General features: G+C 63.8%; 15 protein-coding genes. 6 read left to right on the forward strand and 9 right to left on the reverse strand.

Annotation, left to right across the window (positions count from 1 at the left end):
- The first annotated feature begins 317 nt into the window (after positions 1-317).
- Positions 318-1,859 carry a nucleobase:cation symporter-2 family protein gene (locus V6943_RS02840; protein ID WP_181099471.1) on the forward strand — a complete coding sequence of 514 codons (1,542 nt, stop codon included), beginning with the start codon at positions 318-320 and terminating at the stop codon, positions 1,857-1,859.
- Positions 1,860-1,953: 94 nt separating this feature from the next.
- On the opposite strand, the gene V6943_RS02845 is transcribed toward V6943_RS02840, so the two are convergent.
- The gene (locus tag V6943_RS02845) at positions 1,954-2,313 is read right to left on the reverse strand and encodes a DUF1090 domain-containing protein (protein WP_340552547.1); all 360 of its coding nucleotides are present in this window, start codon (positions 2,311-2,313) and stop codon (positions 1,954-1,956) included.
- 162 nt (positions 2,314-2,475) lie between these two features.
- Between V6943_RS02845 and V6943_RS02850 the strand changes: the two genes are divergently transcribed.
- Positions 2,476-3,864: a nucleobase:cation symporter-2 family protein gene (locus V6943_RS02850; protein ID WP_340552548.1), complete on the forward strand. Its 1,389-nt coding sequence runs from the start codon at positions 2,476-2,478 to the stop codon at positions 3,862-3,864.
- Here V6943_RS02850 and V6943_RS02855 read toward each other — a convergent pair whose 3' ends face one another.
- Complete coding sequence (locus V6943_RS02855; RefSeq protein WP_340552549.1) at positions 3,865-4,965, reverse strand: NAD(P)/FAD-dependent oxidoreductase; 1,101 nt, start codon at positions 4,963-4,965, stop codon at positions 3,865-3,867.
- Between the two features lie 103 nt (positions 4,966-5,068).
- Here V6943_RS02855 and V6943_RS02860 point away from each other — a divergent pair, with 103 nt between their 5' ends.
- Positions 5,069-5,524 carry a metallophosphoesterase family protein gene (locus V6943_RS02860; RefSeq protein ID WP_340552550.1) on the forward strand — a complete coding sequence of 152 codons (456 nt, stop codon included), beginning with the start codon at positions 5,069-5,071 and terminating at the stop codon, positions 5,522-5,524.
- Here V6943_RS02860 and V6943_RS02865 read toward each other — a convergent pair.
- Together V6943_RS02865 and V6943_RS02870 are read right to left on the reverse strand one after the other, a co-directional pair.
- Positions 5,521-6,168: a YitT family protein gene (locus tag V6943_RS02865; RefSeq protein WP_340552551.1), complete on the reverse strand. Its 648-nt coding sequence runs from the start codon at positions 6,166-6,168 to the stop codon at positions 5,521-5,523. The two genes, V6943_RS02860 and V6943_RS02865, sit on opposite strands and share 4 nt — an antisense overlap.
- Positions 6,169-6,253: 85 nt before the next feature.
- Positions 6,254-6,769: a dihydrofolate reductase gene (locus V6943_RS02870; protein ID WP_340552552.1), complete on the reverse strand. Its 516-nt coding sequence runs from the start codon at positions 6,767-6,769 to the stop codon at positions 6,254-6,256.
- A 150-nt stretch (positions 6,770-6,919) separates the two neighbouring features.
- Here V6943_RS02870 and V6943_RS02875 point away from each other — a divergent pair, with 150 nt between their 5' ends.
- A complete protein-coding gene (locus V6943_RS02875; protein WP_340552553.1) occupies positions 6,920-8,041 on the forward strand; it encodes a glycerophosphodiester phosphodiesterase in 1,122 nt (373 codons plus the stop codon).
- Between the two features lie 37 nt (positions 8,042-8,078).
- On the opposite strand, the gene V6943_RS02880 is transcribed toward V6943_RS02875, so the two are convergent.
- The gene (locus V6943_RS02880) at positions 8,079-8,297 is read right to left on the reverse strand and encodes a DUF4282 domain-containing protein (RefSeq protein WP_340552554.1); all 219 of its coding nucleotides are present in this window, start codon (positions 8,295-8,297) and stop codon (positions 8,079-8,081) included.
- 212 nt (positions 8,298-8,509) lie between these two features.
- Here V6943_RS02880 and V6943_RS02885 point away from each other — a divergent pair, with 212 nt between their 5' ends.
- Positions 8,510-9,916, forward strand: coding sequence for a DUF2868 domain-containing protein (locus V6943_RS02885; protein WP_340552555.1), 1,407 nt, complete (start codon positions 8,510-8,512; stop codon positions 9,914-9,916).
- A gap of 84 nt (positions 9,917-10,000) precedes the next feature.
- A complete protein-coding gene (locus V6943_RS02890; protein WP_340552556.1) occupies positions 10,001-11,374 on the forward strand; it encodes a GTPase/DUF3482 domain-containing protein in 1,374 nt (457 codons plus the stop codon).
- Positions 11,375-11,490: 116 nt separating this feature from the next.
- Here V6943_RS02890 and phoU read toward each other — a convergent pair whose 3' ends face one another.
- The 4 genes from phoU to V6943_RS02910 form a co-directional block, all read right to left on the reverse strand.
- The gene (phoU, locus tag V6943_RS02895) at positions 11,491-12,216 is read right to left on the reverse strand and encodes a phosphate signaling complex protein PhoU (RefSeq protein ID WP_131649462.1); all 726 of its coding nucleotides are present in this window, start codon (positions 12,214-12,216) and stop codon (positions 11,491-11,493) included.
- Between the two features lie 188 nt (positions 12,217-12,404).
- Positions 12,405-13,232, reverse strand: a complete 828-nt coding sequence (pstB, locus tag V6943_RS02900) for a phosphate ABC transporter ATP-binding protein PstB (RefSeq protein ID WP_131649461.1) — start codon at positions 13,230-13,232, stop codon at positions 12,405-12,407.
- A gap of 105 nt (positions 13,233-13,337) precedes the next feature.
- Positions 13,338-14,954 carry a phosphate ABC transporter permease PstA gene (gene pstA, locus V6943_RS02905; protein ID WP_340553016.1) on the reverse strand — a complete coding sequence of 539 codons (1,617 nt, stop codon included), beginning with the start codon at positions 14,952-14,954 and terminating at the stop codon, positions 13,338-13,340.
- 126 nt (positions 14,955-15,080) lie between these two features.
- The gene (locus tag V6943_RS02910) at positions 15,081-17,357 is read right to left on the reverse strand and encodes an ABC transporter permease subunit (protein WP_340552557.1); all 2,277 of its coding nucleotides are present in this window, start codon (positions 17,355-17,357) and stop codon (positions 15,081-15,083) included.
- Positions 17,358-17,533: the final 176 nt, after the last annotated feature.

A 17,533-nucleotide genomic window follows, 5' to 3' on the forward strand; every position in this document is an offset into this window, starting at 1 on the left:
CGTTATCGAGCCCGGCCTTGTGCCGGGCTCGTCATTTTCGCGGAGCCAGCACAAGGCTGGAAAACTCCCCTCGTCGTTTTTGCCAACATCCTCCGCTCAGCTGCCAAAACAGCCATCTGCCGCTGCCACTCGTCGTTTCGTATTCGTTGCTCTCTTCGTGAAGATCTCTAGTGCCGTATTTAAACGACCTGATTGCCGTTGATAGACGCACAATGATGACAAACTGAAGAAAACACAGATGTATACAAAATCCTGGTAATCCTGGTAACTAATTGTCTACATTAGGGGTACAAGAACAACAGCCAGAAAGGATCACCATGACAGTCTCATCCGTCAGCACCCCGTCGGAGAAGCGTCCAGAGGACGAGAACCTCGGCGTTGGTGCCAACCTGGCCTATGGCCTACAACATGTCCTGACCATGTACGGAGGCATCGTTGCGGTGCCGCTGATCGTCGGTCAGGCAGCCGGTTTGTCGCCGGCCGAAATCGGTCTGCTAATCGCCGCTTCGCTGTTCGCTGGCGGTGCGGCCACTTTGCTGCAAACGCTCGGCCTGCCGTTCTTCGGCTGCCAGCTGCCACTGGTACAGGGCGTATCTTTCGCGGGCGTGGCAACGATGATCGCAATCATCGGAAGCGATGGCGCCGGGGGGCTTCCGGTGGTGTTCGGCGCGGTAATTGCCGCCTCGCTGATCGGTTTGCTGATCACGCCGGTGTTTTCGCGCATCACCAAGTTCTTCCCGCCATTGGTAACCGGCATCGTCATCACGACGATTGGCCTGACCCTGATGCCAGTCGCGGCGCGCTGGGCGATGGGTGGCAACAGTCAGGCACCGGATTTCGGCAGCATGGCCAATATCGGCCTGGCGGGCTTCACCCTGGCGTGCGTGCTGCTGCTGAGCAAACTTGGCAGCGCCACTATCTCTCGTCTGTCCATCCTCCTGGCGATGGTGGTCGGTACCGTCGCCGCCGTGTTCTTCGGCATGGCTGACTTCTCCGGTGTACTGGACGGGCCGGTCGTGGCCCTGCCGTCACCGCTGCATTTCGGGGCACCGGTATTCCAGTTTGCCGCGATCCTGTCGATGCTGATCGTGGTCATCGTCACGCTGGTGGAAACCTCCGCCGATATCCTCGCGGTCGGCGAAATCATCGACACCAAGGTCGACTCCAAGCGTCTGGGCGACGGCCTGCGTGCGGACATGATTTCCAGCAGCCTGGCACCGATCTTCGGCTCCTTTACCCAGAGTGCCTTCGCCCAGAACGTGGGCCTGGTAGCCGTCACCGGCATTAAGAGCCGTTACGTGGTCGCTAGCGCCGGCCTGATTCTGGTGACGCTCGGCCTGCTGCCGGTGATGGGTCGCCTGGTTGCCGCCGTACCCACCGCAGTGCTCGGCGGCGCCGGCATCGTGCTGTTCGGCACCGTAGCCGCTGCCGGTATCCGTACCCTGGCGCAGGTCGAGTACCGCAACAACATGAACCTGATCATCGTCGCCACCTCGATCGGCTTCGGCATGATCCCGATCGCCGCGCCCAGCTTCTACCATCACTTCCCGGCCTGGTTCGAGACCATCTTCCATTCGGGCATCAGCTCGGCGGCAATCATGGCGATCCTGCTGAATCTGCTGTTCAACCACCTGACCGCCGGCAACTCGGACCAGCAGTCGGTATTCGCCGCCGGCAACGAACGCACCCTGCGCTTCCAGGATATCGCCGCGCTGCACGACGGTGACCACTTCCGCGATGGCAAACTGTTTGACGTGGACGGCAACGAGGTGCCAGTGATTGCCCCTGACGACCACGGCGCACCCACGCAGCAGCCACCGCAAGCCAAGATGACGGAGGCGGTGCCGACCAGCGGATAAGGTCGCCGCACGAGAGCCCGATTAAACAATGCCCGCCTCATCGAGGCGGGCATTGTTTTATGCAGAGTTCGACACTGTCGCTGTTACGCCAACCCTAATCTTCCAGTATCTCGCGCAACTCTTCCCTGGCTTCGGCCAGCTTGCGCTCGCGTGTTTCGATCTTCTCCGGATCGCCATCACGTAACGCCTCTTGCAAATCGGCTTCGCGCTCGCTGACCTCCTCCCGCACCTCGTCGATATCTTCCTGCCGTTCAGCCCGCAGCTCCGATTCGGTGCAGTGCGCCCGGACCTTGCCCAGCGCGGTTTCCAACCCCCCAATACGCCCGGCGTTGCCCTGCTCGCGGGCATACTCCAGCTGGCGGAGAATGTCCGCTTCCTTGCTGGCACAGCTTTCTTGGGCGTGGGCCAACCCGGTGACGAGCGACAGCAGTGTCATTGCAACGGCGATTTTCATTCGGAGCACTCCTCGATTGAGCTTCGGTCATTGTAGGAGTCGTATCGATGCAACAGGTTGCGGAAAATAACCGCGATAAGCCGTCAAGGCCCCCGAACGCCGCACTGTCCGTACGGCATCCCGGTCAGTAGAATCGCGCTCTTTTCGCCTGGAAGGACGGCCATGAGCGCTCCCGACAATAAAACCGCCCCCGAAACGCCAGACGAACTGGTCTACGGGCTCAACGACCGCCCGCGTCCCTGGATCGCCTTCCTCGCCGCGCTGCAGCATCTGCTGGCGATCATCGTGCCCATCGTCACCCCCGGCCTGCTGATCTGCCAGGCCATCGGCGTGTCGCCGCGCGACACCAACATCATCGTATCCATGTCGCTGGTGATTTCCGGCATCGCCACCTTCGTGCAGTGCAAGCGCTTCGGCCCGCTGGGTGCCGGACTGCTGATCGTGCAGGGCACCAGCTTCAATTTTGTCGGACCGCTGATCGCCGGCGGCGTGCTGATGGTAGGGCAAGGTACGCCGGTGGAAGGCGTGATGGCGGCGATCTTCGGCGTGGTCATCGCCGGCTCCTTCATTGAGATGGGCGTGTCGCGCGTCCTGCCCTTTATCAAACGTCTGATCACGCCATTGGTGACCGGCATCGTGGTGCTGATGATCGGCCTGACGCTGATCAAGGTCGGTCTGATCAGCATGGGCGGCGGTTACGCGGCCATGGGCGACGGCACTTTCGCCAGCCGCGAGAACCTGCTGCTGTCCGGCGTGGTGCTGGCAGCCATCGTCGTGCTCAACCGGTTGCCAGTGGTGTGGCTGCGCAGCTGCGCAATCATCATTGCGCTGGCCATCGGCTATGCGCTGGCCGCCTACCTCGGTCGTCTAGACTTCACCGGCATGCGCGAAGCGGAGCTGTTCGAAGTCCCGATGCCGTTGCACTTCGGCCTGGGCTTCTCCTGGAGCCTGTTCATCCCAATGGTGGTGATTTACTTGGTCACCTCGCTGGAAGCCATCGGCGACATCACCGCCACCAGCAAGCTTTCGCGTCAGCCGGTCGAAGGCCCGTTGTGGATGCAGCGCATTAAGGGCGGCGTGCTGGTCAATGGCGCCAACTCGCTGCTGGCGGGCATCTTCAACACCTTCCCCAGCTCGGTGTTCGCGCAGAACAACGGCATCATCCAGCTGACCGGCATTGCCAGCCGCTATATCGGCATGTGGATCGCCGTGATGCTGGTGGTGCTCGGCCTGTTCCCGGCGGTCGCCGGCGTGCTGCAAGCGGTGCCCGAACCCGTGCTGGGCGGGGCCGCGCTGGTGATGTTCGGTGCGGTGGCGGCGGCAGGCATCAACATCCTCGCCGGCGTTCAGCTGGATCGCCGCGCGCTGCTGATCATCTCGGTGTCGCTGGCGCTCGGCCTGGGCTTTTCCCAGGTGCCGGAATTTCTGGCGAACCTGCCGGCAGCGCTGCGCAACGTACTGGAATCGGGCGTCGCCACCGGGGGCATCTGCGCACTGCTGATGAACTGGTTCCTGCCCGAGTCGCCAGAGACGACGCACGAACAGGCCTGATCACCCGAGGTGCTGGCACACCTCGTCGGCAATCGCCAAGCCTGCGGTCAGCCCTGGCGACTCGATGCCGAACAGATTCACCAACCCGGCGATGCCATGCTGTGCCGGGCCGTCGATCCGAAAATCCGCCGCCGGCTCGCCCGGGCCGCTGATTTTCGGTCGGATGCCGGTATAAGCCGGTTGCAGCGCGCCATCCGACAGCCTAGGCCAGTACCGCCGGATGGCAGCGTAAAAACCATCGGCGCGACGGGCGTCCAGATCGTAATCGAGTGACTCGACCCACTGCACGTCAGGGCCGAAGCGGGCCTGACCACCCAAATCCAACGTCAGGTGCACGCCCAGCCCGCCAGGCTCGGGTAGCGGATAAACCAGATGCCGGAAGGGCGTCGCCGTTGTCAGTCTGAAATAACTGCCCTTGGCAAAATAGCGCGTTGGCACCGCATCGGCAGGCAGGCCGCGGGTCCGAGCGGCGATCACCGGCGCTGAGTGCCCGGCGCAGTTGATCACGGCCGACGCGATCAGCGTCATCGGTTCATCCCCACCGATATCGACACGCAACCCGCTATCCAAAACCTCGACCGCCTCCACCGGTGCACGCAGCGCCAGCAATGCACCTGCGCGCTCGGCGTCGCCCTGCAGCGCCAGCATCAGCGCGTGACTGTCGACGATGCCGGTGCTCGGCGACAGAAGTCCCGCGACGGCATTGAGCTGCGGCTCCAGCGCTTTCAACTCGTCGGCATCGAGCCGTTGCAAATCCTCGACGCCGTTGGCCGCTCCGTGTTCTTGGAGCGCCTGGAGTCCGGCCAGTTGCGACTCGTCGGTCGCGACGATCAGCTTGCCGCAGCGCCGATAAGGCACGCCGTGGCTGTCGCAGAAGTCATAGAGCGCATCTCGCCCGGCCACGCACAGCCGCGCCTTCAGCGAGCCTTGCGGATAATAAATGCCGGCATGAATGACTTCGCTGTTGCGCGAACTGGTGCCCGTGCCGATGGCCGCCTCTGCTTCCAGAATCAGCACCTCACGCCCGGTTCGCGCCAGTGCCCGTGCCACCGCAAGCCCCACCACGCCCGCCCCGATGACGATGCAATCGACCCGTTCCATTGACTCGCCCCTGTTCGTTCGAGCATCAGACTGCCGCAACATCGAACCGCGGCCAAGTCTCGGTTGCCTTAACCTGGAGCACACTCGAACGATTGGAGTCCGCATGCGCATCGGCATCATTTCCGACACCCACGGCCTGCTTCGGCCCGAAGCGGTGACCGCATTGAAAGGTTGCGACCGCCTCATCCATGCCGGCGATATCGGCAAGGCGGAAGTCCTCGACGCGCTGCGAGAGCTGGCGCCGCTGGACGCGATTCGCGGTAATGTCGACAGCGGTGAATGGGCCGCCGAGATCCCCGAGCGGCTGGATCTGCAGCTTGGCGGGCTGCGCATACACGTGCTGCACGATCTCAAGGAACTGGAGCTGAACCCTGCCGACGCCGGTATCGCCGTGGTGATCGCCGGGCATTCCCATCAGCCGAAGATCGAGCAGATCGACGGTGTGCTCTACATCAACCCGGGCAGTGCCGGGCGGCGCCGCTTCACGCTGCCGATCAGCCTGGCGTTGCTGGACATCGAGGACGGCCAGCCCCGCCCGCAGCTGGTTACGCTGGGCTAGCTGACACCCATATACCGATCGGCACGATGATTGAACGCCAGCACTAGATTCAGCGCCACCGCACCGAGCACGGATAGCACGACCTTTTCCGGCGGCACGATGAAGACAGCCGCCAGCACGATCAGCGCATCGATACCCATCTGGAAGGTGCCCGCGCGCATGCCGATGCGTTCCTGCAGATACAACGCCAGGATGTTCACCCCGCCAAGGCTGGCGCGGTGGCGGAACAGCATCAACAGCCCTACGCCCATGGCGAAACCGCCGAACAGCGTCGCGTAGTAGATGTTCAATTCGGCGAAACGGATCCAGTGTGGCGTCAGCTCGGCCAGCAGTGAGACCAGCCCCACCGCAACGACGGTGCGCAGGGTAAAACTCCAGCCCATGCGCCAGATCGCCAAGAGGTAGAACGGCAGGTTGAGCGTGATGAACACCAGTCCGAAGGGCCAACCGGCGAGATACTTGAGCAAAAAGGCCAGGCCCACCGTGCCGCCGGTCAGCAGTCCCGCATGGCTATAGAAGGCGATGCCCAGCGCCACCATCGCGGTGCCCAGCAGCAACGCGAGCGCATCCTCCCAGAGCGGATGGCGCACGAATATCGCCGCGATCGTCGTCGCATGATCGGCGTCCGGTCTGTTGTTCTGCATGGAAAAGTCTCGTGGCAAACGAGCGGAAAGCATAGAGCCTGACGCCAGGTGAGGACTTGGCGTCGATCAAGGAACGATGGGTGATTCAGCGCCGCTGCCAGGTCTCGAAACGATAGCCCGGCGCCTCGCCCTCGGCGGGATGCGTCTGACAGTCGCTGCGCTGCCATTCGACTTCGTCGAAGCTCGGAAAGAACGCATCGCCGTCGGGAGCGGCTTCGATACGGGTCAGATACAGGCGCTGCGCCTGGCCCAGCGCCTGGGCATAGAGTTGCGCGCCGCCGATCAGCATCAGTTCGTCGACACCCTGCTCGCACGCCCATTGCTCGGCGCGAACCAGCGCAGCGTCCAGACTGTTGAAGGTTTCGGCGCCTTCGAGTTGCAGATCCGGCTGACGGCTGATCACCAGGTTCAGCCGCCCCGGCAACGGCCGTCCAAGCGAATCCCAGGTCTTGCGACCCATGATGATCGGCTTGCCGAGGGTCATCGCCTTGAAGTGCTTGAGATCGGCCGGCAGGTGCCAGGGCATGCGGTTGTCGAGGCCAATGACACGGTTTTCCGCGAGCGCGGCGATCATGGCGAGGGGAAGGGAGGTCTGAGTCATGGCGGCCAGAATAGCAGAGGGCCCACGGGCAGTCAGCGGCGTCGAATTAACGTCAATAACATCGAACCGTCATGTTCGTTCCACCGAAGCGTCAAGCGGGCGTCACTGTTACGCTTCAGGCTGATCGCTCCCCTCCCACGGAGACGCCCCATGGTCCGCTCTACTCTCACCCTGCGCCACTGGTTCACCGCCTGCGGCCTGTTGCTGCCGATAGTCGCCTTCGCCGCCTCCCCAAACTCGGCCAGCGAGGCGAAGCTGCAAGGCAACCACAACGAACCCCATCCGCTGGTGATCGCCCACCGCGGCGCCAGCGGCTACGTTCCCGAGCACACGCTCGCCTCGTACGCCCTGGCCGTCCTGCAGGGCGCCGACTACGTCGAGCCGGACCTGGTGATGACACGCGACGGAGAGCTGGTCGCCCGTCACGACAACGAACTCGGGCTGACCACCGATGTGTCCCAGCACCCTGAATTTGCCGATCGCAAGCGCACGCAGATGGTCGATGGGGTCAGCCTGACCGGCTGGTTCAGCGAAGACTTCACCCTGGCCGAGCTGAAGACCCTGCGCGCCATCGAGCGCATTCCGGACATCCGCCCCGGCAACGCCCGTCTCGATGGCAGCCTGGAAATCCCCACGCTGCAGGAAATCATCGACCTGGTGAAAACCCTGCAGCTGAGCGAGCGCCGACGCATCGGCCTCTACATCGAAACCAAGCATCCGACGCATTTCCAAAAACTTGGCCTGACCATGGAGCAACCGCTGGTGCGCACCCTTCACCGCAACGGCTACGCCGGACGCAATGCGCCGGTGTATATCCAGTCGTTTGAAGTGGAAAACCTGAAAGCCCTGAGCCGTCTGACGCAGCTGCGTCTGGTTCAGCTGTTCGGCGGCGGCCAGCCGTACGACCAGCAAGTGCGCGGCAGCGACCTGACCTACGCACAGATGGCCACCGCCGAAGGGCTCAAGGCGATTTCACGTTACGCGGCGGGCGTCGGACCGGAGAAGAGCTACGTTATCCCGCGCGACGCCAACGGCAACCTGGGCCAAGCCACCGACTTCGTCCCGAACGCCCACGCCGCCGGACTCAAGGTGCATCCCTACACCTTCCGCGCCGAGAACGCTTTCCTACCGACCAATCTGCGCGCCGGTGACTCGCCCGCCGATCGCGGCGACATCGAAACGGAAATCCGTGCATTCCTTGATGCGGGCATCGACGGGCTGTTCATCGATCACCCGGATGTCGCGGTGAAAGTACGCTCCCAGGGCGAATAACTAGCACTCTGGCGGCAAGGACGCCGCCCTCAGCCGATCACTGACGATTGGCGATTTTCTGCAGGTTCTCGTTGATCTTGAATAGCACGATCAGCAGCTCGCACCAGACCCGCGTACCAATCAGGCCAAACAGCAGCACACCCAGGCCGGACCAGAAGCCCCTGCCGTAATCGCTGAGCATCGTGGCGATCGCCCCGACGACCACGCTAATCAAGCCCAACCAGTAGATGAAGATAATGATCTTCGGCGTCAGCATGGAGTCGAAGAAAGATGTCTTTCATGGGAACGTCCTTTTGAAGCGCACAGGAGCGGCAGACAAAGCGCCGCTTGGCGAATTTCTGGCAGATGATGCGGCGAACCGCGGGACGATCGGCGGCGGATGCTAACAGAGTCGGCCGGCGCTCCAGCTGGATAGCCATTTCACCCTTCGGATCGGCACCGGTTATTCTCAGGACCGAGCCGTCCACTATGAGAAGCCGTGTGTCCGCACCTCACCTGCCGCTACCCGCCCCCCTCGACCGCCTCTGGCTGACCGAAGCCGTGCGTCTGCGCGAAGAACACGCAGGGCCGTTGGACGATGCCGAAGCCAACCGCCAAGCTCGTGCGCAGGGCGGCGATCTTGCCGAGCTGATCGAGCGGCGCGCGCTGTGGCTGGCCCACCGCGACGGGCTGATCGAGGCGCAGCGGCATTGGCGGCAGGGCGCGCGTCTAGCCGGCTTCGCGCTGGTCTTGCTCGCGCTGCTCACCGGCGCCGGGCTGGCGTGGGCGGCGCTCGGCGACGGACACCAACCGGTCAATGTGTTCTGGGCGCTCGGCAGTTTGCTTGGGCTGAATCTGCTGACGCTGCTCGGCTGGCTGCTGGGCTTCGCTCTGGCCGGCGACAGCGGCGGCGCGCTGGGACGATTGTGGCTCTGGCTCAGCGAAAAGCTCGCCCGCGACGCACGCGCCGTGCAACTGGCACCGGCGCTATTGGCGGTGCTCGAACGACGTCGCCTCGGGCGTTGGCTGCTGGGTTTGGGTGTGCATGGCCTGTGGCTGTTAGCGATGTCCAGCGCGCTCGTTACCCTGCTGGCGCTACTGGCCACGCGGCGTTATGGCTTCGTCTGGGAAACCACCATACTCGGCGAAGGCACCTTCGTCGGGCTGACCCAGGCGCTCGGCGCGCTGCCGTCGTTGCTGGGTTTCAGCGTCCCCGATATCGACCAGATTCGCGCTAGTGGTGCGCTGAGCAACGACCTCGAGAACGCCCGTCAGCACTGGGCCGGCTGGCTGGTGGGCGTGGTGCTCATCTATGGGCTGCTGCCGCGGCTGCTGCTGGCACTGTTCTGCCTGTGGCGCTGGCGACGCGGTCGTGCCCAGCTGCGTCTGGATCTGCAACTGCCCGCCTACCGTCTGCTGCGCGAGCGGCTGCAACCGCCCAGCGAACGCCTCGGCGTCAGCGATGCGGCACCGAACCAATTGCATGCGCCAAGCCTCGGCAAGCAACTAAACGGCAGCGAAGGCGCTGTTCTCGTAGCCATCGAGCTGGACCAGAGCCGCCCGTGGCCGCCTAAGCTGCCTGAATCGGTCGCCGATGCCGGCGTACTGGACGACCGCGAGCAACGCCGTCGACTGCTCGATCAGCTGACCCGCTTCCCGCCGCAGCGCCTGGGGATCGCCTGCGATCCACTCCGCTCGCCGGATCGCGGCACCCTGGCGCTGATCGGCGAACTGAGCCGCTGCGCCAGCGAGACGCGGGTCTGGCTGTTGCAGGCTCCAGTCGGCGAGGCGCTGGATAGTCACCGCCTGGAGGACTGGCGACAGGCGCTGGATAGCCTTGGGATAGTTCATTCCAGCAGCGCGCCATTGATTTGGTTGGAGAGCGGTCATGACTGATGACCACGTCGAAATCGTAGGACGGGTGAAACCCGCCAATGCTGAGCCACCCTTTGCCTTCCTGCAGAGCGGCGGAGGCCTCCTATGAGCGCCCCTCTGAAACTCGCGCTGGTCGGCCACACCAACGTCGGCAAGACCTCGCTGCTGCGCACCCTCACCCGCGATGTCGGCTTTGGCGAGGTCTCGCATCGACCGAGCACCACCCGCCACGTCGAAGGCGCGCGGTTGTCGGTCGAAGGCGAGCCGCTGCTGGAACTCTACGACACGCCCGGCCTGGAAGATGCCATCGCCCTGCTCGACCACCTGGAGCGAATCGAACGCCCCGGCGAACGCCTCGATGGTCCGGCGCGCACCGCACGTTTTCTCGACGGCAGCGAGGCGCGCCAGCGTTTCGAGCAGGAAGCCAAGGTGCTGCGCCAGTTGCTTGCTAGCGACGCCGGACTCTATGTGATCGATGCCCGCGAGCCGGTGCTGGCCAAGTACAAGGACGAACTGGCGGTGCTCGCCGGTTGTGGCAAACCCCTGCTGCCGGTGCTCAACTTCGTCGCCCAGCCCGGTCACCGCGAAGAGCAGTGGCGCGAAGCGCTGGCGCGGCTGGGTCTGCATGCGCTGGTGCGTTTCGACAGCGTGGCGCCGCCGATCGATGGTGAACGCCGGCTCTATGAAAGCCTGGCGCTATTGCTGGAGCAGTCCCGCCCGAAACTGCAGCGCCTGATCGATGACCACGAAGCCCAGGCCGCTGCGCGGCTGAGCGAGGGCAATCGGCTCATTGCCGAGCTGCTGGTGGATGTCGCCGCCTGTCGTCGCAGCGTCGCTGCCCAGCCGGACCTGGAACGCGGCGCGATCCGCGAACTGCACGACGCCGTGCGCGCCCGCGAGCAGCGTTGTGTTGAAGCGTTATTGCGCCTCTACGGCTTTCGCTTACAGGACGCCGCCGCTGCCGACCTGCCGTTGCTCGACGGCCGCTGGGGCGATGACCTGTTCAATCCCGAAACGCTCAAACAGCTGGGCGTGAAAATCGGTGGGGGGATGGCCGCGGGCGCAGCCGCCGGGGCCGGCGTGGATCTGATGGTCGGCGGCATCACCCTCGGCGCCGCCGCGCTACTCGGCGCCATCGCGGGCGGCGGCGCACAGACGGCCAGGCATTACGGCAACCGCCTGCTCGGCAAGCTCAAAGGCCAGCGAGAATTGACCGTCGACGATGCGGTGCTGCGCCTGCTCGCCCTGCGTCAACGGCAGTTGTTGATCGCCCTCGCCGCCCGAGGCCACGCCGCCATGGACGCCATCCGCCTCAATGCACCGGACGACAAAGCCTGGCGCGAGGGCAAGCTACCCGAAGCGCTACAGCGCTGCCGGGCGCATCCGGCATGGTCTTCGCTCAACCCCGGCGCCCGGCTGCAGGACAGCGAACGCCAGGCAGCGCTCGATGCATTGCAGGCAGAGCTGCGCGGGAGCTGACCCGGCTCGCCTGTCCCGATGGTGGGCTGAAGCCCACCCTACGCGGAACGCCGGCCAGCCTCAAGGTTCAGTTATGTAGGGTGGGCTTCAGCCCACCAACAGGGCCCCGCCGATTTTCAGTCGCGCTTGTTGGCAACTTCCTCCGCCATACGCGTCAGGCCCAGGTGGCGTACGTCGGTGCCGCGCACCAGATAGATAACCAGTTCGGCGATGTTGCGGGCGTGGTCGCCGATGCGTTCCAGCGAGCGCAGCACCCAGATGACGTTGAGCACGCGGGAGATCGATCGCGGGTCTTCCATCATGAAGGTGACCAGCTCGCGCAGGGCGGTCTTGTATTCACGGTCGACGGTCTTGTCGTACTGCGCCACGGACAACGCCAGGTCCGCGTCGAAGCGGGCGAAGGCGTCCAGCGCCTCGCGCACCATCTTGCGCACCTGGTCGCCGATATGACGCACCTCGACGTAGCCGCGCGGCGACTCGCCTTCTTCGCATAGCTGGATGGCGCGGCGGGCGATTTTGGTCGCTTCGTCGCCGATGCGCTCGAGATCGATCACCGACTTGGAGACGCTGATGATCAGCCGCAGGTCGGAGGCCGCTGGCTGGCGACGGGCGAGGATGCGCACGCATTCCTCATCGATGTTGCGCTCCATATGGTTGATCTGATCATCGACGTCGCGCACCTGCTGGGCCAGTCCGGAATCGGCCTCGATCAGCGCGGTGACTGCGTCGTTGACCTGCTTCTCCACCAGCCCGCCCATGGCCAGGAGATGACTGCGCACCTCTTCCAGCTCGGCGTTGAACTGCTGGGAGATGTGTTGGGTGTGGCTGTCTTTGCTGATCATGTCTTTCGCTCCGAGGAGGCTGCCGCTAGGCGGCGCTGGTGCGCAGCGCACCCAGGTAAATTGGAAACCACGCGAGCCCGTCTGGGCTTTGGCAGAGTGTGTCCGGCAAGGAGGCGGAACGCAGACAGTACGTTTTTGTACGGCAAGTTCCGCCGACGCCGCCGGGCGCGCTCTGACATGGCCAGACATCAACCGTAGCGGCCGGTGATGTAATCTTCTGTCTGCTTCTTAGCCGGGTTGGTAAAGAGCGTATCGGTGTCGCCGTACTCGATCAGTTTGCCCATGTACATGAACGCGGTGTAGTCGGAGACGCGGGCGGCCTGCTGCATGTTGTGGGTGACGATGACGATGGTGTACTTAGCCTTGAGCTCGTAGATCAGCTCTTCGACTTTCAGCGACGATATCGGGTCGAGCGCCGAGCTGGGTTCGTCGAGCAGCAGCACTTCGGGCTGCACGGCGATGGTCCGAGCGATGACCAGACGCTGCTGCTGACCGCCGGAAAGGCCCAGCGCTGATTCATGCAGGCGGTCCTTCACTTCTTCCCACAGCGCTGCACCCTTGAGCGCCCATTCGACGGTTTCGTCCAGCACGCGCTTCTGCTTGATTCCCTGAATGCGCAGGCCGTAGACCACGTTCTCGTAGATGCTCTTGGGGAACGGGTTGGGTTTCTGAAACACCATGCCAACACGGCGACGCAGGTCGGCAACATCTTCACCCTTGCGGTAGATGTTGGTTCCATCAAGGTTGATGGCGCCTTCGATGCGGCAACCGTCGACCAGGTCGTTCATCCGATTGAAGCAGCGCAGCAGCGTGGACTTGCCGCAACCGGACGGGCCGATGAAGGCCGTCACGCGCTGGCGCGGGATGTTCATGCTGACGTTGAACAGCGCCTGCTTCTGACCGTAGTACAGGCTCAAATCCGGCACCTCGATGGCCACCGGCTCGTCGGCCAGGCTGAGGCTGCGCTTGTCGCGGCCAAGGGCGGAAATGTCGATGGAATGGGTATTCGATTGCATGTGCTCACTCCGTTCGCAGCCACAAGCTGCAAGCTACAAGCCGCAAGCTCAAACCGGCACTCCTCACTTTTCTTGAGGCTTGCCGCTTAAAGCGTGCAGCTGCTGTTAATGATCCAGCGCCTTGTATTTCTCGCGCAGGTGGTTGCGGATGACGACCGCACTGAGGTTGAGCGTCGCGATCACCAGCACCAGCAGCAACGCCGTCGCGTAGACCAGCGGCCGCGCTGCTTCGACGTTGGGGCTCTGGAAGCCGACGTCGTAGATGTGGAAGCCCAGGTGCATGATCTTCTGGTCCAAATGCAGGTAAGGGTAGTTGCCGTTGAGCGGCAGCGAAGGCGCCAGCTTGACCACACCCACCAGCATCAGCGGTGCCACTTCGCCGGCAGCGCGGGCCACGGCGAGGATCAGGCCGGTCATCATCGCCGGACTGGCCATGGGCAATACAACCTTCCAGAGCGTCTCCGACTTGGTCGCACCGAGGGCCAACGAGCCTTCGCGGATCATCCGCGGAATGCGCGCCAGGCCTTCCTCGGTGGCGACGATCACCACCGGCAGGGTGAGGATCGCCAGGGTCAGCGACGCCCACATCAGGCCTGGCGTACCGAAGACAGGAGCCGGCGCCGCTTCGGGATAGAAGATGCGGTCGAGCGAGCCACCCAGTACATAGACGAAGAAGCCCAGGCCGAACACGCCGTAGACGATGGACGGAACACCGGCAAGGTTGTTGACCGCGATACGGATGATGCGGGTGAGCACGCCCTGTTTGGCATATTCACGTAGATAGACCGCCGCGATCACACCGAACGGAGTAACGATCACCGCCATGATGATGGTCATCAGCACGGTGCCGAAAATCGCCGGGAAGATGCCGCCCTCGGTATTCGCCTCGCGTGGCTCGTCGCTGACGAACTCCCAGACCTTGGCGAAGTAGAAGCCCAGCTTGTCGGCCACCGACATGGCGTTCGGTCGATAGGCGCGCACAACCTTGTCGAGCGTGATCTCCTTTTCCTGACCGTCCATGGTGCGCACGACGATGCTGTCGCGGTTGAAGCTCTGGTAGAGCGACACCAGTTCGCCCTCGAGCGCCTTGTACTCGGCATCCCACTGGGCGCGCTCGGCGTCCAGCTGCGCCTGCGCGGCGGCATCGAGTTCACCGTCGAGCTCCAGCTTGCGGGTCTTCAGGCGCAAACGCTCGAGGCCATGGTTGATGCGGCCGATATCGGCCTTTTCCAGATGCGAAATCTGCGCATGCAGCTCGTCGATGCGCTCGATGCGGCGCTGCAGCTCGGCCCAGGCGGCATCGCCCTCAGCGACCAGCTGTTCACTTTCCTTGACGCTCAGCAGCTCGCCATAGAAATTGCCCCATTCGCGACGCTCGATGACGATCAATTCAGCCGGCTTGCGCGGGTTGCTCAACCATTCGCCGACGACCCAGGAGAAGTCCGCGCCATAGACCTCACGGTTGCCGACTTTGAGCAACTCGCGGGTCATGAACTCGCCGCCCTCGACGTCCACCGGCAAACCGCTGGCGGCCAGACGGGCACGCGGTACCTCTTCGGCCTGTACCAGCTCGCCGGCCAGCACGCGTGGCTCGGCACCGGGCACCTGGTAATCGGCGACCATGACGTCGGCCGGCCAGAAGTGTTCCAGCCCGCGCACGGCGATCACCGCCAGCAGGCCGAGGGTCATGATCACGGCGATGGAGACCGCACCGGCGTTCATCCAGATCCAGGGAGTGCCGCTCTTGATCCAGTTTGTCAGCGAATCCTTTTTCACGGATCGATACCTTTGTCGAAATCTTGTCGCAGCCAAGGGCTGCACGCTTGTCAGTGCCCGCAGGCGTGGCCCTTAGAGGCTGGCGTACTTGCGACGCAGGCGCTGGCGAATCAGCTCGGCCAGCGTGTTCATCACGAAGGTGAACATCAGCAGCACCATCGCGGCGAGGAACAGCACGCGGTAGTGGGTACTGCCTACCTCCGATTCGGGCATTTCCACCGCGACGTTGGCCGCCAGGGTGCGCATGCCTTCGAAGATGTTGGCTTCCATGATCGGCGTATTGCCGGTGGCCATCAGCACGATCATGGTTTCGCCGACCGCGCGGCCCATGCCGATCATCAGTGCCGAGAAGATGCCCGGACTCGCAGTCAGCAGCACCACGCGGGTCAACGTTTGCCAGGGCGTCGCACCCAGCGCCAGGGAACCCAGGGTGAGGCTTTTCGGCACGCTGAACACGGCGTCTTCAGCGATCGAGTAGATCGTCGGGATCACCGCGAAGCCCATCGCCAGGCCGATCACCAACGCGTTGCGCTGATCGAAGGGAATGCCCATTTCGTTAGTCAGCCACAAGCGCATGTCGCCGCTGAAGAACCAGTTCTCCAGATAGCCGCTGACGGCCAGCGAGCCCCAGCCCACCGCCAGGATTACCGGGATCAGCAGCACCGCCTCCCAACCCTCCGGCACGCTCAGGCGAACGTTTTCCGGCAGTCGGCTCCAGAGCCAGGCAGCCAGCAGAATCCCCAGCGGCATCAGCAGCAACAGGCTGAAGATGCCGGGCAAGTGGTTTTCCAGATAGGGCGCGAGAAACAGGCCGGCGAAAAAGCCCAGGATGACCGTCGGCAGCGCTTCCATCAGCTCGATCACCGGCTTGACCTTGCGGCGCAGGGCTGGGGCCATGAAGTAAGCGGTGTAGAAGGCCGCGCAGATCGCCAGCGGTGCCGCCAGCAGCATGGCGTAGAACGCCGCCTTGAGGGTACCGAAGGCCAGTGGCGAGAGGCTCAGCTTGGGTTCGAAGTCACCGGTCGCGGAGGTCGACTGCCAGACGTAATCCGGTTCCGGATAGCTTTCGTACCAGACCTTGCCCCACAGCGCGCTCCAGGAAATCTCCGGATGCGGATTATCGATCACGAAGCGCTGCAGCTGGTCGCCCGACTCCACCAGCAGGCGGGTGGCCCGCGGCGACAGGGCAGCAACAGCCGCACCCTCGGCGACCGGTTCGGTCAGCAGCGTGCGATGCGCGGTGCTGTGGAAGATCCCCAGGGTGCCGGCACTGTCGAGGGCGAGGAAGCCCTTGCGGCGCTCTTCGGAAAGGATTTGCGTGATCGGCTGGCTGCCTAGCTGGAAGTTGCGCACATTCTCAAGCTCGGCCTGACCATCGCTGCCGCGCACCATGAACCATTGACCGATGCCGCCCGTCGAGTCACCGACCATCAGCGAGATGCCACCCAGCAAGGCAGCGACGCTGGTGATTTCACCCTTGCCACCAAGCAGTTTGTAGCGCCCGTTGAGTTGCTTGCGGCGTAGATCGAAGACGTCGACGCTGGCCCGGCCACTCACCGCGAACAGCCACATATGGCGCGGATCGATGCGCAGCGCTTTGATCGGCTCGGATAGCTGCGGCAGATCCAGGCGAACTTCCTCCAGGGTGGTCTCACCGGTCAGCAGATTTTCCGTGGCGGAGATGCGCAGGGCCTGCAGCGCGCCGTCAGTGGCGCCAGCGACCATCAGGGTCTTGCCATTCAGGCTGACCGCGGCGTGGGCGATGGGCCGACCTTCGGGGTCGAGCTGCAGCGGTTCCTGGCCGAACGGATAATCCAGCTGCGGGGTGATGGTCTTGTCGCCGTTCGGGTAGGTGATCTTGTAGTTGTGCTCGACGACCAGTACTTGGCCATTGTCCAGGCCCAGCACGATGCGGCGGTTACCCGGCGTGTCCTGGCCAACCGAGACGATGCGGCTGTCAGCCGGCAGCGGCAGTTCGATGGTGCGCAGGGATTCGCCGGTCCGCAGGCTGAAGAAGCGCACCAGGCCATCGTTACCCAGGCGCATGGCGACCTGGTTCTGCTCTTCCATGGCCAGCAACAGCGGCTCACCAGCGTCGGCCAGCCAGGCGGGCTGTTGCGCATCACGCGCCTCCAGCTCCGCGCCCTGGAACATCGGCAGGACGACCTGGGCGAGGTAGAAGAAAATCAGGCAGATGGCGCCCAGCACGGCGAGGCCACCGATGGAGACGTACCAACGCGCCAGGTTGTCTTTCAGCGCGCGGATGCGGCGCTTGCGTTGCAGAGCCGGGGTATTGAAGTCCAGCCGTTGCACATCGGAATTCGCGCTCATGGTCTCTATATCGTTCATGCGAAGGGTCCTGGCCGCTCAGGCCGCTAAAACTGCCGCGCCTCTGGGAGCGAGTCGTTTCTACTGGCTACGGAGGGCCGGTCGGGCGCCTAATTTAATAAAGCCGTGTGACAGAAACATTACAGCGAGGTGACGCGACGACGCCCGCCAGCGCAAAAATGCGTGGCGGGCGTCTT

This window comes from Pseudomonas sp. CBC3 (assembly GCF_037967085.1).
Taxonomy (GTDB): domain Bacteria; phylum Pseudomonadota; class Gammaproteobacteria; order Pseudomonadales; family Pseudomonadaceae; genus Stutzerimonas.